The 23,016-nt window shown below is 59.2% G+C and carries 15 protein-coding genes; 5 read left to right on the forward strand and 10 right to left on the reverse strand.

Annotated elements, in window-relative coordinates; translation table 11 throughout:
• Positions 1 to 35: 35 nt before the first annotated feature.
• A complete protein-coding gene (gene ald / locus HDE78_RS01665) occupies positions 36 to 1,100 on the reverse strand; it encodes an alanine dehydrogenase (protein WP_179476777.1) in 1,065 nt (354 codons plus the stop codon).
• A gap of 237 nt (positions 1,101 to 1,337) precedes the next feature.
• Here ald and trxB point away from each other — a divergent pair, with 237 nt between their 5' ends.
• The 3 genes from trxB to aat all read left to right on the forward strand — a co-directional run bounded on the left by trxB (position 1,338) and on the right by aat (position 4,219).
• Entirely contained in the window at positions 1,338 to 2,309 is a 972-nt protein-coding gene (gene trxB, locus HDE78_RS01670; protein ID WP_179477106.1) for a thioredoxin-disulfide reductase, read from the forward strand.
• A gap of 66 nt (positions 2,310 to 2,375) precedes the next feature.
• Entirely contained in the window at positions 2,376 to 3,509 is a 1,134-nt protein-coding gene (locus HDE78_RS01675) for a GNAT family N-acetyltransferase (RefSeq protein WP_179476778.1), read from the forward strand.
• A complete protein-coding gene (aat, locus tag HDE78_RS01680; protein WP_179476779.1) occupies positions 3,506 to 4,219 on the forward strand; it encodes a leucyl/phenylalanyl-tRNA--protein transferase in 714 nt (237 codons plus the stop codon). Before HDE78_RS01675 ends, aat begins: the two co-directional genes overlap by 4 nt.
• Before the next feature lie 7 nt (positions 4,220 to 4,226).
• Here the strand turns inward: aat and HDE78_RS01685 are convergent, their stop codons facing one another.
• From HDE78_RS01685 to ispG, 8 genes are all read right to left on the reverse strand, one after another.
• Entirely contained in the window at positions 4,227 to 5,057 is an 831-nt protein-coding gene (locus HDE78_RS01685; RefSeq protein ID WP_179476780.1) for an aldo/keto reductase, read from the reverse strand.
• 177 nt (positions 5,058 to 5,234) lie between these two features.
• A complete protein-coding gene (locus HDE78_RS01690; RefSeq protein ID WP_179476781.1) occupies positions 5,235 to 6,062 on the reverse strand; it encodes a sulfotransferase in 828 nt (275 codons plus the stop codon).
• 5 nt (positions 6,063 to 6,067) lie between these two features.
• Complete coding sequence (locus HDE78_RS01695) at positions 6,068 to 11,122, reverse strand: matrixin family metalloprotease (protein WP_179476782.1); 5,055 nt, start codon at positions 11,120 to 11,122, stop codon at positions 6,068 to 6,070.
• 40 nt (positions 11,123 to 11,162) lie between these two features.
• Positions 11,163 to 11,993: a hypothetical protein gene (locus HDE78_RS01700; RefSeq protein ID WP_179476783.1), complete on the reverse strand. Its 831-nt coding sequence runs from the start codon at positions 11,991 to 11,993 to the stop codon at positions 11,163 to 11,165.
• 74 nt (positions 11,994 to 12,067) lie between these two features.
• On the reverse strand, positions 12,068 to 12,799 hold the full coding sequence (locus tag HDE78_RS01705; RefSeq protein WP_218861911.1) for a hypothetical protein: 732 nt from the start codon (positions 12,797 to 12,799) through the stop codon (positions 12,068 to 12,070).
• 49 nt (positions 12,800 to 12,848) lie between these two features.
• Positions 12,849 to 14,276 carry an HlyD family type I secretion periplasmic adaptor subunit gene (locus tag HDE78_RS01710; protein ID WP_179476785.1) on the reverse strand — a complete coding sequence of 476 codons (1,428 nt, stop codon included), beginning with the start codon at positions 14,274 to 14,276 and terminating at the stop codon, positions 12,849 to 12,851.
• Between the two features lie 4 nt (positions 14,277 to 14,280).
• Positions 14,281 to 16,383 (reverse strand): type I secretion system permease/ATPase, encoded by a 2,103-nt coding sequence (locus HDE78_RS01715; RefSeq protein ID WP_343205651.1) that lies wholly within the window; start codon positions 16,381 to 16,383, stop codon positions 14,281 to 14,283.
• Positions 16,384 to 16,720: 337 nt separating this feature from the next.
• Complete coding sequence (gene ispG / locus HDE78_RS01720; RefSeq protein WP_179476786.1) at positions 16,721 to 17,989, reverse strand: flavodoxin-dependent (E)-4-hydroxy-3-methylbut-2-enyl-diphosphate synthase; 1,269 nt, start codon at positions 17,987 to 17,989, stop codon at positions 16,721 to 16,723.
• A gap of 181 nt (positions 17,990 to 18,170) precedes the next feature.
• Here ispG and HDE78_RS01725 point away from each other — a divergent pair, with 181 nt between their 5' ends.
• The gene (locus HDE78_RS01725) at positions 18,171 to 19,352 is read left to right on the forward strand and encodes a GAF domain-containing sensor histidine kinase (protein WP_255457549.1); all 1,182 of its coding nucleotides are present in this window, start codon (positions 18,171 to 18,173) and stop codon (positions 19,350 to 19,352) included.
• Between the two features lie 11 nt (positions 19,353 to 19,363).
• Here the strand turns inward: HDE78_RS01725 and HDE78_RS01730 are convergent, their stop codons facing one another.
• The gene (locus HDE78_RS01730) at positions 19,364 to 21,316 is read right to left on the reverse strand and encodes an acetyl-CoA hydrolase/transferase C-terminal domain-containing protein (RefSeq protein ID WP_255457551.1); all 1,953 of its coding nucleotides are present in this window, start codon (positions 21,314 to 21,316) and stop codon (positions 19,364 to 19,366) included.
• Positions 21,317 to 21,431: 115 nt separating this feature from the next.
• On the opposite strand from HDE78_RS01730, the gene HDE78_RS01735 reads away from it, so the two are divergent.
• Entirely contained in the window at positions 21,432 to 22,883 is a 1,452-nt protein-coding gene (locus HDE78_RS01735) for a phospholipase D-like domain-containing protein (protein ID WP_179476789.1), read from the forward strand.
• The last annotated feature ends 133 nt before the right edge of the window (positions 22,884 to 23,016 follow it).

Below are 23,016 nucleotides of genomic sequence, written 5' to 3' on the forward strand. Positions count from 1 at the left end.
CGCCACCTTGGAAGGCTTCCCTTTCGCGGACTTGCTCAGAGCATACCCTGCAATGCCGGATGCACCAGCTTGCCGCCGTCGATATTGATGCCACCGCTCAGCGGCGCAAACTCGCGCCACTCGTTGCCGGCCGCCAGACGCTGAACGTACGGCAGGATCGCCGCCGAGATGGCCACCGACGAGGTCTGCGGCACGGCGCCCGGCATATTGGTGACGCAGAAGTGCGTCACGCCGTGCACGTCATAGGTCGGCTCTTTCCAGGTCGTGGGCTTGGAGGTTTCGAAGCAGCCGCCCTGGTCGATCGAAATATCCACCAGCACGCTGCCCGGCTCCATGGTCTTGACCATCGCTTCGGTGACCACGCGCGGCGCCTTGGCGCTGGGGATCAGCACGGCACCGACGACGATGTCGGCATCGCGCACTTCTTCGGCCACGGACGACTCGTAGGCATACAGCGCGGTGACGTTCGGGCCCATCGCCATCATTTCGGCGAGGCGATCCTGGCGCTTGTCGAACACCACCACGTTGGCACCGGCCGCAGCAGCGAGCGCGGCGGCGTTGCCACCGGCCGCACCGGCGCCCAGCACAACGACCTTGCCGCGCGGGGTGGAGGCCATGCCGCCGAGCAGTTTGCCCTTGCCGCCCTGCGGACGATGCAGCAGCGTGGTACCGATCTGGGTGGCGATGCGGCCGGCGATCACCGACATCGGCAGCAGCAGCGGCAGCGCGCCGTTTTCTTCCACGGACTCGAACGCCACGCCGGTCAGGCCGATATCCAGCAGGCTCTTGGTCAGCGCCGGCTCGGCCGCCAGATGCAGGTAGCAGAACAGCAGGTGGTGCTTCTTCAGCAGAGCGAGATCGCCGGCCACCGGCTCCTTCACCTTGACGATCAGCTCGCCGGCTTCGTACAGCGCCGCGGCGTCGGCCACGATCTTGATGCCGGCGCTGCTGTAGGCCTCGTCGGAAAAGCCGCTTTTCAGGCCGGCACCGGCCTGGATGAATACCTCGTGGCCGCGGCGCACGAGATCGGCGGCGGCGGCGGGCACCAGGGCGACACGACCTTCGAGGGTCTTGGTTTCGGAGGGGATACCGATACGCATGGGAGGCAGTCCTGTGGTTGTCATGGCAGGCGCTGGGGATGGGCGCCGGATGGGGTTGAATTCGGTGTGGATCTTTGGGTTAAGCGTGTTCCGTTGCCGCAGTGCTTGAATCGTGGGCCGGCGTTCCCCATCCTTGCGGACGGAAAGCAGTCATTCCAGACCGTTCGAAGGACGGCAACCGGAATGACGCGAACGACTATCAAGCTGCGATCAAAGCGTCCAGCAAACCGAAGGATTATACCCATGAGCACCGCCACCAAACACAGCCGTCTGCTGATCCTCGGTTCCGGCCCCGCCGGCTATACCGCTGCGGTGTACGCCGCGCGCGCCAACCTCAAGCCGACCATGATCACCGGCCTGCAGCAGGGCGGCCAGCTGATGACCACGACCGAGGTGGACAACTGGCCCGGCGACGTGGAGGGTTTGCAGGGGCCGGATCTGATGAAGCGCATGGCCGAACACGCCGAGCGTTTCCACACCGAAATGATCTTCGACCACATCCACTCGGTGGATCTGCAGCAGCGACCGTTCGTGCTGAAGGGCGATTCGGGCACCTACACCGCCGACGCGCTGATCGTGACCACCGGCGCTACGGCCAAATATCTCGGTATTGCCTCGGAAGAGAAGTTCAAGGGCCGCGGTGTGTCCGCCTGCGCCACCTGCGACGGCTTCTTTTTCCGCGAGCAGGACGTGGTGGTGATCGGCGGCGGCAACACCGCTGTCGAAGAGGCGCTGTACCTGTCCAATATCGCGAAAAAGGTTTATCTGATCCATCGCCGCGACAAGCTGCGCGCGGAGAAGATCATGCAGGACAAGCTGTTCGAGAAAGCCGCCGCCGGCAAGATCGAGCTGGTCTGGAATTCGGGCATCGATGAAGTGCTGGGCGATGACTCCGGCGTCACCGGCGTGCGCGTGAAGGACATCGACACTGGCGCCACCCGCGAGATCGAGGCCACCGGCTTCTTCGTCGCGATCGGCCATACGCCGAACACCGGCATCTTCGACGGCCAGCTCGAGATGCACGACGGCTACATCAAGATTCACAGCGGCCTGAACGGCATGGCTACATCGACCTCGGTGCCCGGCGTGTTCGCCGCCGGCGACGTCGCCGACCACGTCTATCGCCAGGCCATCACCTCGGCCGGCTTCGGCTGCATGGCGGCACTCGACGCCGAGCGCTGGCTGGATCAGCAGAACCTGATCGGCTGAGTTCGCCCGTGCGTACCGGAGTCGCGCTGGACGGTTCATTGATCAACGCTGTCGTAGAGTAGATCGATGAGCGAACTTCGCGTGCTCGACAATCTGGCTAGCGTCGACGCCGCGCAGTGGGATGCGCTGATCGACGACGGCAACCCGTTCGTGAGCTACTCCTTTTTACGTGGGATGGAGCAGCACGGCTGCCTGCGGCGAGACTACGGCTGGCAGGCGCATCATCTGGTCATCGTCGAGGGCGATCAATTGATCGCTGCCGCGCCCGCGTATCTGAAAGGCAACTCGCACGGCGAATTCGTATTCGACTTCGCCTGGGCCAACGCCTTCGAGCGCGCCGGTGGCGACTACTACCCCAAGCTGTTGTGCGCCGCGCCCTACTCGCCCGTGCCCGGACCGCGGCTGCTCGCGCGCAGCGAGGAAACCAAAAAGCTGCTGGTCGCCGCGCTGGTCGCCGAAACCGAACGGCTCGGGCTGTCGTCGGTGCACGTCAATTTTCTGCTGGAGACCGACCTGCCCGCGTTCGACGAACGCTGGCTGCAGCGCTTCGACTGGCAGTTTCACTGGCACAACCGCGGCTACCGGCATTTCGAGGCGTTTCTCACCGGCCTCACCGGCAAGAAGCGGAAAAACATCCGGCAGGAGCGCCGTCAGGCCAGCGAATCCGGCCTGCAGATCGCGATGGAAGCCGGCAGCACGATCGGCGAAGGCGACTGGCGCGAGCTGCATGCGCTGTACGAAACCACCTTCGACATGAAGGGCAACCACGCGGCGATGACGCTGCCGTTTTTCCGGCATCTCGGTCGCACTCTGGGTGACCGCGTGCAGGTCGCCACCGCGCGCATGGAGGGCCGCATCGTGGCGATGGCGCTGTTCATGGTCGGCAACAGCACGCTGTACGGCCGCTACTGGGGCAGCCTGGTCGAGGTGCAGGGGCTGCACTTCGAGCTGTGCTATTACCTCGGCATCGAGTTCTGCATCGCCAATCGACTGCAGACCTTCGAGCCCGGCGCACAGGGAGAGCACAAAATGGCCCGCGGCTTTCTGCCCACCCGCACGCACTCGCGCCACTACCTGATGAACGAGAGCTTCGATACCGCGGTACGCAACGCGCTGGTGCACGAGGCACGCTCGCGCGAGGCTTACTACGATGAGCTGATGGAGCATTCGCCGTACGCTGCGACTCCGGCTCAACCATGATCGTTCTGCCACGGCTGCATGCCGGCATCGACGAACCGTTTCCCCACCCGCGGCATGCGCTGCATGAACCCAACGGACTGCTGGCCTTCGGCGGCGATCTATCCGCGGAACGCTTGCTCGATGCCTATCGCCACGGCATCTTTCCCTGGTTCAACGAGGGCGAACCGATTCTGTGGTGGTCGCCCGATCCGCGCTGCGTGTTTCGCACCGATGCCGTGCACGTCAGCCGACGCACGCGGCGCGCTCTGGCAAGCTGTGGTTGGACGGTGACCGTCGATCACGCCTTCGATCGGGTCATTCACGGCTGCGCCGGCGCGCGCGCCAACGAGCGCGGTACCTGGATAAGCCCCGACATGATGCAGGCCTATCAAACGCTGCATGATCGTGGCGACGCGCACAGCGTGGAAATCTGGGATGACGTGCATCTGGTCGGCGGCATCTACGGCGTCGCCGTCGGCAAGCTGTTCTGCGGCGAGTCGATGTTCAGCGCGGTCAGCGGCGGCTCGAAAGCCGCGCTGATCGCGCTATGCGCCCTGCTGGCGGAACGCGGCTATCCGCTGCTCGATGCGCAGGTGACCAATCCGCATTTGGTCAGCATGGGCGCCATCGACATGCCGCGCGAGGCATTTCTCGCACGAGTCGAAGCGCTGTCCGCGATCGACGTACCGTCGGGAGCTTGGCGCGACGCCAAGCCATCGTTCCTGACGTAAGCGCAGCTCAGTTCAGTTCGTCGGGATCGGGACCCAGCCGGTTGCCGCCATCGAGACCGTTGATCTTCTTCAGCTGATCGCTGCTCAGCTCGAAGTCGAACACGTCGAAATTCTCCTCGATGCGCGAGGGCGTTTCCGACTTCGGTATCACCATATGGCCCAGCTGCAGATGCCAGCGAATGATGACCTGCGCCGCCGTCTTGCCGTGGGCGTCGGCCACGTCCTTGATGATTTTATTTTTCAGCAGATCGCCGCCCTGGCCAAGCGGGCTCCAGGATTCAGTGACGATGCCTTTGGATTTGTTGAAACCGGCTACGTCCACCTGGGCGAAATCCGGGTGCAGCTCGATCTGGTTGACGGCGGGCACCACGCCGGTTTCCTCGATCAACTTGTCCAGATGCTTCGGCTGAAAGTTGGAGACGCCGATCGACTTGATCCGGTCCTCGTCGCGCAGGCGGATAAAAGCCTTGAACGTATCGACGTATAGATCCTTGGCCGGGCACGGCCAGTGGATCAGATACAGGTCCACGTAATCGAGCTTGAGCTTGTCCATGCTGGCATCGAACGCTTTTAGCGCCATATCGAAGCCCTGGTCGCCGTTCCACAGCTTGGTGGTGACAAAAATATCGCTGCGCGACAGGCCAGAGTTGCGCACCGCCTCGCCCACGCCTTTCTCATTCTTGTAGAACGCGGCGGTGTCGATTGAGCGGTAGCCCGTTTTCAGGGCCGTACCAACGGCCTCCGTCGCTTTTGCATCATCAATTTGGTAAACGCCGAAGCCGAGCTGCGGCGCGTAAATGCCGTCGTTGAGCTTCAACAGGGGTTGCTTATCGGTCATGCGGTGTTGCTCCCATCGTGTTCGAAAAAACAAGGGGCCCACCTTGCACTATCCGCCCCTGAAAGCGGCGTGATCAATCCGTTCGCGAGGCGTAATGGGTCGCGGCTTGTATTCAAACAGTAAAAAAAGGCCATCGTCAGTGAAGGTCAGCGGGATGCCGCCCATTCCCGTGTGCGCCTAAAGAACAAGCGCACCCTTGGTATTCAATTTCTCATTCATCCAAAAGTTCGAGTCTACGTATTTGCAGAAAATATCGGGCGGTAACACGGTTGCGCGCTCAACAAAATCCACTCGTCGCTTCACTGTATGCAAGCCAGGCATGCCGAATCGATGATCAAACTCATCCTCCTCGTAGGCCACATTCTCGAAATCGTGGGGAAATGGCTGTTCGCCCAAGGCACGATATAAACGCTCCATCGTCTGTGCCGGTTCCCGTGCCAATGACTCGTAACGCAGCACTATGAGCTTGTTTGCATGCTCCCCAAACCAGGCCTCTCGCAATGAGCTCCACGCAAGACCGATCAGACCATTGTCCGAATCCATCAAGTTGTCGACGCGTCCGTACACATTGCGCACGGACTTGTTGTTGAACAGATTGGACACGTGCGCGGGGTTACGCCGCACCATTTTTTCAACACTGTCGATCACCCAAGGCACATCTCGCACGCAGCAGATCACTCGAGCGCTAGGGAACAGCTTATCGACCAAGGCCAGCCTCGCCGTCCACGATCGATTGGTATCGAACACGACCTGAGCCTGGCGCGCAGGCTCGGGATGATGGTAGGACCAAAAAAGCGCTTGAAGGACGCGATAGCGCCGCTCGTCAGAAAAGAATGACGCAAACTCGGCGCTGCCGCTCATCCTTGGCAATACGGCTGAAAACAACGAGCACACCGGGCTGGTGATCGCCGCGTTAAAACGCGGGTTCTGCCGCAGTAGGGCCGACAGTAGCGTCGACCCCGACCGCGGCAACCCCGAGATCAAATGAACCGGTGATAGCGGCAAGGGAATTACGCCACCCGCGCCAGGTGCGAGGACATCGCACTCGTTGCCGCCAGCGATGCTGTGTGGTGCATCGCTGGTACCAACGGGTCACTACTCTCCCAAGCGCCGTCACCCGCATCGAATGACGCCATCGCCTGGACCAGCTGATGCAGCTGGTTATTCACACCTAGCATCGAAGAGGATGGGGGGCTGGACGACGACCCGCTGCCGTAGAGCGACTGGATACCGGCCACATCCGTTGCGCTCAACGACTGATTCGAGGAACTCAATAGATAGTCCATCACCGAGTCGGCATTGCCGTTGTCGGCCAGACCCAGCGCATGGCCGATCTCGTGCAGCGCCACCTGTTCCAGGCTGGCGTCCGTTGAGCCATACACCAGCTGCCCATTCGACCCGGCGACCAGAGCTGTCTGCGAGGGATCCTCCAGTCGCACTACCGCACCGGCATTCAGCTGACCGTTTGTACTGGTGTAATTGGTCAAGCCGATCACGTTACTCGTGGACGTATTGAGGTCGCCAAAGCCCACCCGAATATCCGATGCCGCCGAGTCCGGCACTTCGACAAAGTTCAGGCCCGACGCTTTCGCCCACGCCTGGAAAGCCTCTTCCACCGCGGCCTCTTCTTTAGGGGCGTTGATGTAACTACTGAACGGATCGCTGCTTTGCGCGGCCTGGTTGCCCTGCGCAAAGCTCCACGTCACCGTTTTATCCGCCCAGGACGCCTGCTCATAGACGCTGCCCTGTGAGGCACCGGCGTATTTGGCCACCTTCGCCGCATCGGGACTACGGCCCTTCCATTTTACAAAACCATAGCCGTAGCCGCCGTCACCGCCACCATCCCCACCACCGCTATAACCACCGTATCCACCATCACCGCTGCCATCGTCCGGATCGGGCGCGGCCCAGTTCGAACCGGTATCGCTCGCTCCCACCACGTCGTCGCCCGTGTTGGTTCCATCGAATGCCACCGAGCTATCCGTAGCCGACACGTCGTCATCCGTGCCCGTAATCGTGAACTTGTCGCCCGATCCACCCACGATCTTATCGTTGGAACCGTCGATCGTCGTCGTGTCATTGCCCGTGATGTCGATCGTGGCGTTACTTTGATAGATCGTGTCGTTCTGGCCCGATATCGATAGCGGGTCATCCGCGGCACCATGAAACACATCGCTATTGCCGTCGAGCACGAAGTTTCCGGTACCTGCATTGATGGTGTCGCCGGAACCATCCACCGTGCCTCCCACGTTATTCAACGTATCGATTGTGCCGTCTGTTAGATCGATCGTGTCACTGGTGCCTGAAACCAGACCGACGTAGCTGCCGTTACCCACTGACACGGTATCGCCGGTACCGGAGATATTGATGCTGGTATCCGCACCATCGCCAAACTTGTTGCTATTTCCATCGATTGCAAACGTGCCGCTGCCAGCGCTGATCGTGTTGCCTGAGCCATCAAACGTGCCGCCCACGTTGTTGAGCGTAACGATTGTTCCACTGTTCAAGCTGATCGTGTCGCTGGTGCCGGAAACCAGACCTACGTAGCCACCCGAGCCCATCGAAACATTGTCGCCCGTGCCAGAGATATTGAGGCTCGCATCGGATCCATCGTTGAAGGTGTTGCTGTTGCCGTTAAGGCTGAAGCTACCCGTGCTTCCATTGACAGTGGCATCTGTGGCAGTGATGGTCTCGCCGGTATCGCTGGCCAACGTGTTGACCGTGTCACCCTGAGAATCCAGCGTCAACGAATCGTTGACGCCGCACAGTCCGATCGTGTCGACGCCGTTGATCGTGGCACTGGCACTCGCCGCCAGATTTATCGAGTTGCCCGTGGAATCCACCGTCTGATTGCTGCCATAAACCCCCACGTAGCTACCGCTGTTGGCGTCTAGCGACACGGTGTCGTTGCTGCCAAGCACGTTGCCGTTAAAGCCCGTGTTGCCATCAATCGTATCTCCCGTCGCAGTGATCGTCTCGCCAGTGTCGTTGACTGCGGTGCTCACCGTATCCCCCGCGGTATCCACTGTCAGCACCTGGGTACTCGCGTTAAGGCTGATCGTGTTGTCACTACCTATCACCGTGCCACTATCACCGGCTTGTGCGAGGTACAGATTGTTACCCACCGAGTTAGCGACGTCGTTCTGACCGAAAAACGCAATCGACGAGCTACTGTTAGAAGTCAGATTCGCCGTATCATTGGATCCCACGATGAAGCCGGTGTAGTCGCTGGCGCCGTCAATCGTCTCACCTGAGCCGGCTACGATCTCACCGGTAGCATTGGCTGCGGTATCCACCGTGTCGCCTGACGTACTCAGAGTCAGCTGATCGCCAGCCGTGTTCAGATATACCTTGTCGCCCGCCCCTGTTACCGTCTCGTCAATACTCGCCGCATTCAAGAACACCGCATCGCCGACGGCATTGGTAGTGTCACCGCTGCTGTACAGCGACACGCCCGACCCACTGTTGGCGGTCAGGTTGATCGTGTTGTTCGTACCGGAGATGAGGCCCGTGAACCCGCTGCCGCCATCAATCGTCTCACTGGTACCGGTGATGAGGTCTCCAGTGGAATTGGCTGCCGCATCCACCGTATCGCCCGCCGAACTCATCGACAAGATATCGCCCGATGCATTGAGACCCACTTTATCGCCAGTACCCACGACGGTGTCGGAGAGGTTCGCGGCATTCAGATACACCGCATCGTCGACGGCATTGGTAGTATCCCCACTACCGTACAACTCCACACCCGAGCCACTGTTAGACGTCAAATTAATTGTGTTGTTGGTACCGGAGATCAGCGCGCTAAAGCCGCTCCCGCCATCAATCGTATCGCTGGTGCACGAAAGCAGGTCACCTGTCGAATTGGCCGATGTGTCGATGGTGTTGCCAGAACTGGCTGTTAACGATTGCCCTGTCGATTCCAGACCCAGCGTGTTGCCCGATCCCACGACATCTGCAGACGAGCCAGCCGCGCCCAAGTTGATCGCGTTACCGATTGAGTTCACCGTGTCGCCACCCCCGATCAGCCCCAGTGACGTACCGCTGTTGCTGACCAGATTAAGCGTGTCGTTCGATCCACCAATATAGCCGGTGAGACCACTGGCACCGTTAAGCGTAAATCCACTGCCGTCGATGGTTTCGTCGGTGTCGTTTTTGACAGCGTCGACGGTATCGCCCGACGTGCTGTTCAGAGTTAGCGTCTGGTTTGCAGCTTGCAGGTCCACCGTATCCGCACCGGCCACCGTGGCGGTACTGCTCGCCCCGTCCAGCTGAATCGTATTGCCGACCGAGTTGGCGACATCGGCCGTGCCCGAGATACCCAAGGTCGATCCGCTGCTCGCAGCCAGGTTGAACACGTCGTTCGAACCGGTGACCACGCCAGAAAACAGGCCCGTCCCATCCAGCGTTAGACCCGAACCCGTGATCGCTTCGCCCGTATCGCTGGCAATCGTATCCACGGTGTCGCCTGTCTTGCTCAGCGTCAGTGCCTGATTGGCTGCCTCAAGGTCCACCGTATCCGCACCGGCCACCGTGGCTGCACTGCTCGCCCCGTCCAGCTGAATCGTATTGCCAACCGAGTTGGCGACGTCGCCCGTGCCAGAGATGCCCAAGGTCGACCCGCTGCTCGCAGCCAGATTGAACGTGTCGTTCGTTCCGGTGACCACACCAGAAAAAAGGCCCGTCCCATCCAGCGTTAGACCCGAGCCGGTGATCGCTTCGCCCGTATCACTGGCGATCGTATCCACCGTATCACCCGTCGTGCTCAAGGTCAGCTTCTGATTGGCGGCGTTCAGGTCTACTGTGTCTGCACCGGCCACGGTGGCTGCACTGCCCGCCCCGTCCAGCTGAATCGTATTGCCGACCGAGTTGGCGACATCGGCCGTGCCCGAGATGCCTAACGTCGACCCGCTGCTCGCAGCCAAGTTGAAGATGTCGTTCATGCCGGTGGCGGTGCCAGAAAGCAAACCCGAAGCATTCAGCGTGAAATTCGAACCATTGAACACCTCGCTTGTATCATTATCGGCTGTGTCTACAGTGCCGCCTGTCAAAGCTATATTGTTGTTGTTGCCTTGCAGCGTTGTGACGGCACCAAAGCCACTATTGATGCTGTTGTTTGAGCCTGCAATAATCGATTGAGAATCTGGCGCAGCTTGGACAGTGGCATTACTTATGGCGTCTGTAATATCTTCTCCTGTCAAATAAGAAGAAAGACTATTCATTGAAGATGTCTTATCAATAATACAGGTTAAATTACCGGACGCATTTTCCGATCCATTTATAGTTAGACTATCTCCGCTTTTATCGAAAATATTAGACGAAGAAACACTCCATGAGCCGTCTGAGTTTGTCTGAACATTTAAATTAGACGGTGTAACGGCACTCCAGTTTATTGTGGCATTATTCAAGTTTGCATTATTAATCGTAGATGAGCTGTCGCAGGCACTAATCGCGTACCCGTCTTCCCAAAACTGGAAATAGGTGATATTTGTTGCAGTTGAAGGGTTTTCGCTCGATATTACAGCGCCCGCAGCAGAAATTTCAGCACTCAATCCATTTGCCGAAGCGCTTGAAATTGCTGATGAAAAAGCCTGGATATTATTTGCATATAGCGTTGGGCTGTTTACGTTATTAAGAACATTATAATTATTGAAGTCATTAGCTACATTATAAGATGCAACTGACGCAACACCTTCCGCCTGAGCATCATCATTGGCGGCTGAAGCGGGACTAGTCGGTGAATAGTCAGAATAAAGTCCATTGCTATCTTCTGCGTGTCCCAATTCGTGAGCAAATACGATGCCAATTTGTTCAGGAGTAAGCTGATTTGGTCCAGAGAAATAACTAGGATCTAAGGTTATAGTCAAATTACCGTTTGTCGTACCAGCCGTACTGCTACCGCTTCCGGCAGCACCAATAACAATAGTATTCCCAGCATAACTAGTAAAAGAATTAATATAGTTAACCAGCACCGGCGAATAATTAAACGTACTTAATAGGTTAGTAAACGCAGAACTATTGTTAGTTGATGCCGAAAAAGCGGATTCATTGATTGTAGGGTTCGTCATTACAAATCCTTTTAATTTAAAATTAAATAAATATAGCGAGCTAATGCGATTTTACAGTCAATCTAAAACCAACAATATTAATTGAGCTAACCTCAGCTGCCGAATTTATGGATTTTTCATAATAAATAAAAAGTCTTTCAAGGCCATCAAATTTTGAAAAAATCTCAACTCGCGGCGAGAGAGATGAAAAATTTATGTTTCCTTGATAGGTAAAACCATGAGTAAGCAAGTCGGCATGAACATGCGCCAAACTTAATTGCGATCCACCTATACAAGAAAAATTAAGCAACGAAATCTCAGATGGACCGACACTTGGCGGTATCTGAGCTTCCATCCAACGATATCTGGCTTTTTTGTAACCTTCATTTTTACTATTTTCTAACCGCACGGATAACCCATTATAATTTTTGTTATCAAAAGTCGCTAAGGTATTGCCATCTGGCATATTTGTTAATACCTGGTACTTGACTCCGAAAATTTTCTCGAAATTCTCGGTATCTATGAATCCTCCATCATTAATTACGTAGGGCAAAATATTATTCCAAATATCTGCCATACCGCTAAAACGCATGCCATTCACTGTTGTTGGAGAAAAAAAAGTGGGGTCTTTAGCGTCTTTATTTGTTGAAGATCTACTAAAATTCCCTGCAATCGAATTTGAAGAAGCAAAAGAAAAAGCAAAAACACAAACCAGGTTAAGAAAAAAATTTCTTTTTATACGATTTATTTTTTTTCCATTCACTGCACCGAATATATAAACGTTAGGGTAGAACATTGTATTACCGGATGGTGCGGGCGTCGTCGCAGCAGCCTCCGCATTATTAAAGCCATTATCAGACATCGTGCCGTGGGCTTGAAGATTCATTGACATAACTACTATCCCTTTCGTTGAATTTTTTGAAACATTTTCACGACGACCTTAGAAGTGGTCTTTTGCCAATTTCGTTATTGATGCTCAGAAAACACAAGACTCGCAAGACAGCTCTGTTCTATTGGCACTGCCGTTATCGAGTGACTCCCCACAGGAAGAGTCCACAGAAAAACCAGCGCTGCGCCGCCCGCGGCACTGGACTGAAAAGATTGGTAGTTTGAGAGTCCCTCATCCGTCTCCTGAGATTCCCTTCCCGGGCGTGGATTTACAGGCGGGAAGTTCCAGCCATCCTCTTTGACCAACGCCATGACATGCCCTGCGGATATGCACTCTGCCTTCGAGGATGGATACCAATTTAACGCGAGTTTGTACTTAAAATTGCTACCTTCTCGCGGCCTGGTTTCTCCAACATATTCCACTTTCATCCCGTCGAGACAATGCGATTTGACCCAGATGAATTTAATATTCTTGGTGCCACTCGTTACTCCGTTTGACTCAGAGTATTTGTCGTTTACGCAATTTGTTTCGCGCAAAATTACTGCCTTAATGTCGTCATAAGCGATTTTACCTTGATGATTTTTTGGCAAGTTAATTAAGGTATTTAAAAAATCGTCCGTGAGTGGCTGAAAATTCACGCTAGAATTTGAATTCGGCGTGCTTGCAGAAGAAGGTACTAAGCGGGGGGCGTTCTGCACTTGCGCATATCCAGCAGAATCACATACGAGGCAGATGGAGCTTGCCAGAAACATGGAGACGAACGCTTTCCGGCGATTCCTTCGCGTCGATCTTCTTCTTTCCAAAATCATTTCGGTCTCCGCTCTCTGAGGTTGAATAACTGTCTCTGCTAGACCTCACTCAACGCTCATGCAAACTCTCCCGCGCATGCTGCATCAACGGACTAAGCAGATAACCAATAATCCGCCTGCGCCCCGTTTTGATTTCCGCGGTCACAGTCATGCCTGGCGTCAGACGAATCTCCCGGTCCTCGATCTGCATGGTGCTCTGCGATAGCGCCAGTTGGGCGGTGAATACCCAGTTCTTCTTGTCGGTGTCGTCCTGCTTGGCGTCGTTGGATACCTGCACGACGGTGCCGTGCAGCGTGCCGTAGCGGGTGAACGGGAAGGTTTCCACTTTTACCTCAGCGATCTGGCCATTCTTGATGAAACCGATGTCCTGGTTGTCTATGGTGACTTCCACCATCAGCGGACCTTGATCGGGCACCAGCGTCATGATCACCTGCGCAGGAGTCACGACGCCGCCCACGGTATGGACGGCGAGTTGCTGCACGGTGCCATCCACCGGCGCTAGTAGGCGCATAAGCCGGCCACGCTGCTGCGCCTTGGTCAGGTCTTGGACAAGACCGGCCGCCTTAGCATCGTCATCGTGGATTTTTTCCAGCCAGGTACGACGCGTCTGCGCTATATAAGCCTCGCGTTTGCGCTGGGATGCATCGAGCGTTGCCTCGGCTTCCGCCAGTTTGGCGCGTTCGGCCGAGAGATCTTGCTGTATCTGGATGACAGCCTGCTGTTCGTTGTAATAGTCGTGCAGGCCGACGTCGCCGTTGACGATCAGGCCGGCAAAGTCCTTTTCCTTTTTTTGTTCGATGGGCAAGGTGTCGGCGAGCTTTCGAATCTGCGCATCGATTTCATGCAAGGTGGCTGCGTTCTGTGCGATATCGGCGCCCATTTCCTGCACGGTACTGAGGTAATCGGCATACTCGCCTTCCAATACATGGCGCTCTGCCTCCGCCGTAGCTCGATCCAAGTCGTTATCTTGGCCCAACACCGGCTCGTGACCCTTGTCGATTGCATCGAGCATCGCGCGACCGCGTAACGCTTCGATACGGGTCGCGCTGAGGTCGGATTGCGCATGGACGGCGTTGGTCTGCGCATCGGTGGCATCCAGGTCAAGCAGGGGCTGACCACGCTTGACCTGTTGTCCGTCGACGACATGGATGGCCGTCACTACCGCGGTATCCTGCGACTGGATCGTCTTCACTTCGCCCGTAGGTACGATTTTGCCTTTGGCGGTGGCCACGATATCGAGGCTGCCGAAGCAGGCCCAGGCAAGAGCCACGGTCAATAGTGCCGCAATGACAAACATTGCAACGCGCGGCGCCGGATGCATCGGCGTATCGCGCAAGGCCAGTGCGGCCGGCTGAAACTCGTTTTCATGCCGCATACGCGGCACCGTATCGAGTTCGGTGCGTAGGCGCCACGAGGCCTTGAATACCTGCGTGTAACGTTCCCGCAAATCGCTTAAAGCTTGCTGACGCAGGCTCATGGCTTCACCCGTGCTGAAGTTGATGCAATCGGGCGTAATGGCCCAACTGATGAACGAGTAACTCGGTATGCGACCCCTGCTCCACAATGCAGCCGCGATCCATCACGATGATGCGGTTCGCATCGCGCACCGCAGAGAGGCGGTGCGCGATGATGATTACCGTTCGCCCCTGACAGATGGAACGCATATTGGCCTGGATAATACGTTCGGATTCATAATCCAACGCACTGGTGGCTTCATCGAAAATCAGGATGCGCGGGTTGTTCATCAGCGCACGCGCGATGGCTACCCGCTGCCGCTGCCCGCCTGATAGCGTCGAGCCATGCTCGCCCACCATGGTGTCGTAGGCTTCGGGAAGATCGAGAATAAAATCGTGCGCGCCGGCAAGTTTGGCGGCCGCGATGACGGCTTCCAGCGGCGCACCGGAGTCTACCAGCGCGATATTTTCGCGAAGCGTCCGGTTGAAGAGAATGTTGTCCTGCAACACCACGCCGATCTGCCGACGTAGCGATGACACGTCGACCATCGCCAGGTCCACGCCATCCACCAGTACGCGGCCGCGTTCGGGAACGTACAGGCGTTGGATAAGTTTCGTCAGCGTGCTTTTGCCAGAACCGGAGCGGCCGACAATGCCGATCACCTCACCTGGCTGTACGACGAGACTCACGCCGCTCAGCACTTCGGGCATACCCGGGCGATACCGGAAGCTGACGTTATCGAGTTCGACGCTGCCTTTTAGCCTTGGCAACGCGCTTCGATTGCTGTTGGCCGACTCAGTGGGCGCGTTCAAAATGTCACCCAGCCGCTGCATGGAGATACCGGTTTGCTGGAAATCCGTCCATAACTGGGCTATGCGCATGATCGGTTGCGCCACGCGACTGGCGAGCATATTGAAGGCGATCAGCTGGCCCACCGTCATGCTGCCATCGATGACTAAACGCGCCCCCACCCAGATAGTGACTACGGTGACCAATTTGCCGACGTAATTGACGCCTTCCCGCGCAACCGTACCGAGCGCCGTGGTGCGAAAGCCGGATTCCACATAGCCTGCCAGCTGGTTGTCCCAACGCCGCGTGGTTTGCGGTTCTACCGCCATCGCCTTGACGGTATCGATGCCGCTGATGGTCTCGACCAGAAAGGCCTGGTTCTCGGCGCCACGATTGAACTTGTCACGAAGCTTCGCACGTAGAGCGGGGGTTAAAACCACGGACAAGAACGCGTAAAGCGGTAACGAAGCAACCACTGCCAACGTGAGCCAACCGCTGTAGCAACACATCACCGCGATAAATACAAACGAAAACAGCACGTCCATCACTAGCGTAATGGCATTGCCAGTCAAAAAGCTTCGGATATTTTCCAGCTCGCGGACTCGCGCTACGGAATCACCGACACGGCGCGCCTGAAAGTAGGCCAGCGGCAGTGCTAAAAGATGGCGAAACAAGCGCGCACCAAGTTCTACATCGATACGGCTTGTAGTGTGCGCAAATACGTAGGTGCGCAAACCACTAAGTATCGATTCAAAAGTCATGCAGATCAGCAAACCGACGGCAATGACATCCAGCGTGGTTAGCCCATGATGGACCAGCACCTTATCCATCACGACTTGAAAAAAGAGAGGGGTAACAAGCCCAAGCATCTGCAGGAAAAACGAGATCACCAAGATCTCGCCAAGCAGCTTGCGATACTTGACCACCGCCGGAATGAACCAGCTGAAATCAAAGCGTGACAACTCACCCGCCAGCGACGCGCGCGAAGTAAAAAGCAGCACTTCGCCGGACCAGCGCTCTTCGACTTCAGCCGGAGAAAGCAGCTGTGGCGCCGCATGACGCGGATCTTGGATCAAGACTTTCTGATCGTTGGCACGTGCGATCACATACGCATGGCCGGCGTGATCGATAACAACGGCAGGTAGAGCCAAATGGGCGATACGCGTCGGTGACGATCGCACAGCTTTGGCTTTGAGGCCGATTTTTCTAGCGGCCAAAAGAATGAGATCACGCCCAAAGGAACGACCAGGCTCCTGAAACTCGTGGGCTATCTGCGCGGGATTAAACGCAATACCGTGGAATCGCGCAATCAGGGCAAGGCACGCAAGCCCGCTGTCTATCTCAGCGACACTCGCCTCAGCAAAACTGTCGTTTCCCGTATCAGCGTGAATATGACTATTCACCTGCGTGAGCTTTTTTCAGAAAGCTCAAACCATGAGCGATTCCCTGCGCCATGCCATCAGTCCGTGAGGTCCCCGGCGCGGATCATTAGCCAGACGAATACGCGCGGTCAACAAGCACGTTTTTGCGCTAAGAAGTTTCGCTTTTGCCTTAATTCTCTTGAGACTGAAATTAGAAACCGAATGAGTCTCACCAAAGGCAAAAGCGAGCGAATCGAGGATACGAGGTTGTTGAGAGATGAAGTTTCGACGAAAGAAAAAACATCCCGCTGATGGATCAAGACGAATGCGTATCGCGCACCGCGTATTTACGTGCCACGTAATCGTCCAGAATGCCGACAAACTCGCTGGCGATATTGTCGCCGCGCAGGGTCATCGCCTTTTCGCCGTCGATAAACACCGGCGCGGCCGGCGATTCGCCGTTGCCGGGCAGCGAGATGCCGATGTTCGCGTGCTTGGATTCGCCCGGGCCGTTGACGATGCAGCCCATCACCGCCAGCGTGAGGTTTTCCACGCCGTCGTATTTGATGCGCCACAGCGGCATCTGCTCGCGCACGTGCTCCTGCACGGTCTTGGCCAGCTCCTGGAAAAACTCGCTCGTCGTGCGGCCGCAGCCCGGGCATGCGGTAACGAGCGGCGTGAACGAGCGCAAGCCCATGGTCTGCAGCAGTTCCTGCGCCACGATCACTTCACCGGTGCGCGCACCGCCCGGCTCGGGCGTGAGCGAGATGCGGATGGTGTCGCCGATACCTTCCTGCAGCAGTACGGCCAGCGCCGCGCTGGATGCGGTAATGCCCTTGGAGCCCATGCCGGCCTCGGTCAGACCCAGATGCAGGGCGTAATTGCAGCGTGCGGCCAGATCGCGATACACCGCGATCAGCTCCTGCACGCCGGAAACCTTGCACGACAGGATGATGCGATCGCGTGCCAGGCCGAGTTCCTCGGCCCGCGCGGCGGAGTCCAGCGCCGAACGGATCAACGCCTCGCGCGCCACGTGCGAGGCATCCCACGGTTCGGCGCGTTTGGCGTTTTCGTCCATCAGGGTGGCGACCATGCTCTGGTCGAGCGAGCCCCAGTTGGCGCCGATGCGCACGGGCTTTTTGTACTCGATCGCCTTTTCGATGATCGCGGCGAACTGGTTGTCCTTCTTCTTGCCGAAACCGACGTTGCCAGGGTTGATGCGGTACTTGGCCAGCACCTCGGCGCAGGCCGGTTCGCTCTCCAGCAGCTGGTGACCGTTGTAGTGGAAGTCGCCGATGATCGGCACGTCCACGCCCATCATCGCCAGACGGTCGGCAATGCGCGGCACCGCGGCGGCGGCGGCAGGCGTATTGACCGTGATGCGCACCAGCTCGGAGCCGGCGCGGGCCAGCTCGGCGATCTGCTTGGCCGTGCTGATCGGGTCCTCGGTGTCGGTATTGGTCATCGACTGCACGACGATCGGCGCGCCGCCGCCAACGATGATCTTGCCGATCTGGACGCTGACGCTGGGGCGGCGGGGCGCGGATTCGGCCGGGCGCGGCTGGTAGGGGGATTCGGGGCTCATAAAGGTAACCGGCAAGCACAGGCGCAACATCGCGCGATAAGCCTTAAGAATACCCGATGCTCCGTATGCACCAAGACAGCAGCAAGACAGTCGCTTAAGCTGCGCAAAATGATGCGGCTCGTGAGCCGATACCTTTCCCTATCTGCCACCGTTGCCCATGACCCCACTTGAACCGTCCGCCATGTCGGACTCGACGGTGCAGCCAGCGCCGCCCGCCCGGTCCGCCGAACTCCATCGGCTGGCCACTTTGCGCCGTTATCAGATTCTGGATACGGCGCGCGAGGCGGCCTTCGACGACATTACCCGGCTGGCGGCGCTGATCTGCGGCACGCCCATGGCGCTGATCAGCTTGGTCGAGCAGAACCGTCAGTGGTTCAAGAGCGAGGTGGGCCTGGGCGTCAGCGAAACACCCATCGGCAGCTCGATCTGCGCGCACGCCATTCAACAAGACGGCCTGTTCGTGGTGCCGGACACCCTGGCCGACGCCCGCTTCGTCCACAACCCGCTGGTCACCGGCGAGCCCAACCTGCGTTTCTATGCAGGCGCACCGCTACACACCGCCGACGGTGTCCCGCTGGGCACGGTCTGTGTGCTGGACAGCCAACCGCGCAAACTCACGGCGGCACAGGCCGACGCACTGCAGGCGCTGGCGCGACAAACCATGGCACAGATCGAACTGCGCCAGCTGCTGGCCCAATCGCAGGAGTCGAACCACTACCGGCGCCAGCTGATGGCGATCGCAGGCCACGATCTGAAAACGCCGGTGCGCACCGCTTCGTACGCCATCCGCAAGGTGCAGCGCACGCTGACGCCCGAGCAGGGCGCGCCGCTGAATGTGGCGACCGAAGCGCTGGCGCGCATCGATCGCGAATTCTCCCAGCTGGCGGCGATGGCCGGTACCGAAGGCGCACTGGTCGCCCCGGATCAGACCGACGTAGCGCTGGCCGACGTGCTGGCACCGCTGCTGGAACTCTGGCGAGAGGCGGCGTCAGCCAAGGGCCTGCGCCTGCGCTACGTGCCGACGCGGCTGCGCGTGTGCAGCCACCCGGCCTTGCTGTCCACCCTGCTCGGCAACCTGCTGGCCAACGCGGTGAAGTACACCGAGAAAGGCTCGGTGCTGGTCGGCTGCCGCCGTCGCGGCGATCGCGCGGTGGTGGAGATCATCGACACCGGCCTGGGCATGGACGAGCGGCAAACCGGCGACATGTTCGGCGCGTTTCACCAGGTCGATCCGCACAGCGAAGGCCTCGGCCTGGGCCTGTGGATCGTGCGCAGCACCGCCGAATCGCTCGGTCATCAAGTGCGCGTGGCGTCGGCGCCCGGCCGCGGCAGCCGGTTTTCGGTGGAAATGCCGCGGGCTTGATTCGGGGTCCATCAGCCAGGCGACGATTTCCGCCGCATTGCCGCCAGTAGCAGCCGTCGCTCCACGCGTTCGGCCAAGGTCTGCGGATGTTCCAGCTGCATCCGCGCCAGCGCAGCCGGCTCCTCGGGCACGGCCTCGCCCGGATTCAACGCCGCGCGCAGCAGCTGTAAACGACCGCGCCAGCTCGCCTGCGATGATTTCAGCCAGTTCAGGCCGTCGAGCAGGCGCAGTTCGATATCGGTGAAGTCGCTGCCGAACGGGAACGGCGGCAGCAGGCCGTTGCGTTGAAACGGCGCCAGCGCTTCGTGCAGATGCTCCGGCGTATTGCGCCGCCACGCGTCGGGTATCGCAAAGTCGAGCGGCAGCTTGCGCTGCGCTTTGGCCTGCGCGCACAGCGCGTCCAGAAAGCGCGCGTCGCTGATCGACAGCATCGCCGCGATGCATTCGCTGTCGGTCTTGCCGCGCAGGTCGGCGACGCCGTATTCGGTGATGTACAGATCGCGCAGATGCCGCGGAATCGTCGCCTGCGCGTAGTTCCAGCGGATATTGCTTTCCACGCCCGCGCCGCTTTGACGCGTGGCACGCAGCAGCAGCGCCGAACGGCCGTCCGGCAGTTCGTGCGCCATGGCCACAAAGTTGTACTGCCCCCCGACGCCGCTGACCACGCTGCCGTTGTCGAGCGTCTCCGAAACCGCGGCGCCGAGCAGTGTCGCCATCATGCAGGTGTTGAAGAAACGCGCGCCGCGCCGCTGCAAGCTCGCCAGCGCCTGATGATCGCCGTACAGATGATTGACGTTGGACACCGGGCACATGTCGATCGCATCGGGATCGACGCGTTCGGTTTCGGCGAGCCATTCGTACAGCTCGCGCGTGCCCAGAAAAAACGCCCCGCGCAGATAGTGACCGCCCGGCGTTGCCGGGTTGAGCCGCCCCTGGGCCGACGCGCGCTCCAGTGCGAGATTGTCCCAGCTGCGGCGCTTGAGCACACCGGCACGCTGCAGATGCATGAAACCGTCGAGCACCATTTCGCTGGCGCCATAAAGGCCTTGCGCGAACGGCGCCAGGCCACCGATGCGTTCCGCCATCGCCCGCGTACTGCCGGTGGTATCCAATGCTGCCAGCGCGCGCTGCCACTGCTCGTTTTCCTGCTGGCGCAGCAGCAGGCCTTTGACCAGCGCATCGGACAGTGCGCCGATACCGATCTGCAGGCAGCCGCCGTCCTTCACCATCGCGCTGGCGTGCAGGCCGAGCGCGTATTCGGCCGTATCGACCGGCAGGCGCGGCAGCGCGAACAGCCTGGGCGAGCATGCCGGCCGCAGCTCGACGTCGAAAAAATCGTCCGCCACCTGCGCCATGCCGCTCATGTACGGCAAGTCGGGATGCACCACGGCCACACACAACGGTCGCGGCTTGCCGGCGGCCTCGATCTGTTGCAGAAGGTCGAGCGTGAGATCGGGATTGCACGACAGGCTGTAGTGCACGCCGTCCGGCCCCTCGCGCCGCGCCACCAGCTGCACGATCACGTTGATGTCCTGCAACGCGAGGTCGCGCGCCACGTGTGTATAGTTCTGACTGATGTACTGCCGCTGCGCCGAACCCGAGTGCAGCAGCGCGCCGGACTGCATGTAGAACTCGTGCACCTCGATATTCGACGGCACCGCGTCGCGCGCCTGATCCAGCGCGTACTGCGGGTCGACCTGATCGGCGCCGAAATGCCGCTCGAGAAACGGCTTCAGAAAACGCGCCTCCAGCCCCGGCTTGGGCTGCGGCCGCGTCAGCGACAGCGCGGTAAACAGCCGCATCGAACGCGACCTGTCGTTGGCGGTGTGCTTGTATAACGCGTTGAGCAAACCATGCGGTTTGCCCAGACCAAGCGGCGCCGCCACGCGAAGATCGACGCCGACACGATCGCTAACGTGCTTGGCGCACGCCTCGGTGTCGGTATAACAGTGCTCAATCGGCATGGGCCAAATCATGCCAGACGCGTCGATGATTAAGCCACGCCAGCAAACGCGGCCTGACCAAACGCCGCCGGCTTCGGACGCACGACATTGACGAAGCATGGCCTAGACTCGCGGCATGACCGTCAAGCCACTCATCGCCTCACCAACGCACCGCCTGCTGGCGCAGCAGGCGCTCAGCCGCGCGGCCGGCGCGCCACTGATCACCGGCAACGCGGTCGAACTGCTGATCGACGCCGCCGCGCACTACGAGGCCTGGCTCGAGGCGATCCGCGGCGCCACCCGGCGCGTGCTGCTGGAGAACTACATCATCCGCGACGACGCGGTCGGCCGCGAATTTCGCGACGCGCTGACCGAGCGAGCGAAAGCCGGCGTGATGGTCGCCGTGATCACCGACTGGGCCGGCTGCCTGGGCCAGTCGCGCTCCTCGTTCTGGAATCCGCTGCGCGCGGCCGGCGGGCATGTGCACTTGTTCAACCCGCCGCAGCTGGGCGAATCGTTCGGCTGGCTCAGCCGCGATCACCGCAAGCTGCTGGTGGTGGACGGCGTGCAGGGCTTTCTCTCCGGCGTGTGCATCAGCGCGAAGTGGCTGGGCGACGCTTCGCGCAACGTGCCGCCGTGGCGCGATACCGGCGTGGCCATACGCGGCCCCGCCGTGGCGGAAATCGAGGCCGCGTTTCAACAGAGCTGGAGCGGCGTGGTCAGCCCTGCACTACCGGCGTTTTCCGCCGTGGCTGATCCGATCGATCCGGTCGGCTCCACGGACGTGCGCATCATCGCCACGCAACCAGCCAGCGCCAGCATGTATCGGCTCGATCAGCTGATCGCCGCCATGGCGACCAAAACGCTGTGGCTCACCGATGCGTACTTTGTCGGCGTGTCGCCCTATGTGCAGGCGCTGGTTTCGGCTGCGCGCGACGGCGTCGACGTGCGCCTGCTTGTGCCTGGCAGCAGCGATATCCCGATCGTAGCCGGCATGTCGCGCGCCGGCTACCGGCCGCTGCTGAAGGCCGGCATCCGCGTCTTCGAATGGAACGGCTCGATGCTGCACGCCAAAACCGCCGTCGCCGACGGCCAGTGGGCGCGCGTGGGGTCGTCCAATCTCAATATCGCCAGCTGGCTGAGCAATCACGAAATCGACGTGGCGGTAGAGGACGAAACCTTCGCCGGCCAGCTCGCCGCGCAATACGAGCGCGATCTGGATAACGCCACCGAGATCGTGCTGGTGCCCCGCCAGCACCGTCGCCACACCACCGAAAAAGTACGCAGCAGCGAAACGCGGCCGCCGCGCGTACGCCACGGCGGCGGCAGCTCCAGCCGCGCCGCGGTTGGCGCACTGCGCATCGCCAACAGCGTCGGCGCCGTGCTGACCAATCGCCGCGTGCTCGGCGATGCCTCGATCGGGCCGATGCTCCTGGGGACATTGGGGCTGGCGATGTTGATGGTGATTGCCATCTTGTGGCCAGCCTGTATAGCGTGGCCATTCGCTGTATTGGCCGCCTGGTTCGCTCTCAATCTGGGGGTTCGCGGCTGGCGTATTCGTGCGCGTCGCCGACCGCAGATCGATTGACTCCAATCGGTCCAAAGCAAGCGTAAGCAGATAGCTCATTCGCCAACGAGCTTTATCGCGATAAATTCCGCCTCGGCGCACTCAAACTCGGACATCTTCGGATAAGTCATAGCAAATACAGCAACTTGAATGA

The sequence above is a fragment of the Rhodanobacter sp. K2T2 genome, from assembly GCF_013408815.1.
Lineage (GTDB): Bacteria > Pseudomonadota > Gammaproteobacteria > Xanthomonadales > Rhodanobacteraceae > Rhodanobacter.

Bases quoted from the DNA above. Each gene is read 5' to 3' on its own strand.
- HDE78_RS01705 (WP_218861911.1), bottom strand. From the start codon at position 12,799: ATGATTTTGGAAAGAAGAAGATCGACGCGAAGGAATCGCCGGAAAGCG.
- HDE78_RS01685 (WP_179476780.1), bottom strand. From the start codon at position 5,057: ATGACCGATAAGCAACCCCTGTTGAAGCTCAACGACGGCATTTACGCG.
- HDE78_RS01710 (WP_179476785.1), bottom strand. From the start codon at position 14,276: ATGAGCCTGCGTCAGCAAGCTTTAAGCGATTTGCGGGAACGTTACACG.
- HDE78_RS01725 (WP_255457549.1), top strand. From the start codon at position 18,171: ATGTCGGACTCGACGGTGCAGCCAGCGCCGCCCGCCCGGTCCGCCGAA.
- aat (WP_179476779.1), top strand. From the start codon at position 3,506: ATGATCGTTCTGCCACGGCTGCATGCCGGCATCGACGAACCGTTTCCC.
- ispG (WP_179476786.1), bottom strand. From the start codon at position 17,989: ATGAGCCCCGAATCCCCCTACCAGCCGCGCCCGGCCGAATCCGCGCCC.
- HDE78_RS01730 (WP_255457551.1), bottom strand. From the start codon at position 21,316: ATGCCGATTGAGCACTGTTATACCGACACCGAGGCGTGCGCCAAGCAC.
- HDE78_RS01695 (WP_179476782.1), bottom strand. From the start codon at position 11,122: ATGACGAACCCTACAATCAATGAATCCGCTTTTTCGGCATCAACTAAC.
- HDE78_RS01735 (WP_179476789.1), top strand. From the start codon at position 21,432: ATGACCGTCAAGCCACTCATCGCCTCACCAACGCACCGCCTGCTGGCG.
- ald (WP_179476777.1), bottom strand. From the start codon at position 1,100: ATGCGTATCGGTATCCCCTCCGAAACCAAGACCCTCGAAGGTCGTGTC.
- HDE78_RS01675 (WP_179476778.1), top strand. From the start codon at position 2,376: ATGAGCGAACTTCGCGTGCTCGACAATCTGGCTAGCGTCGACGCCGCG.
- HDE78_RS01700 (WP_179476783.1), bottom strand. From the start codon at position 11,993: ATGTCAATGAATCTTCAAGCCCACGGCACGATGTCTGATAATGGCTTT.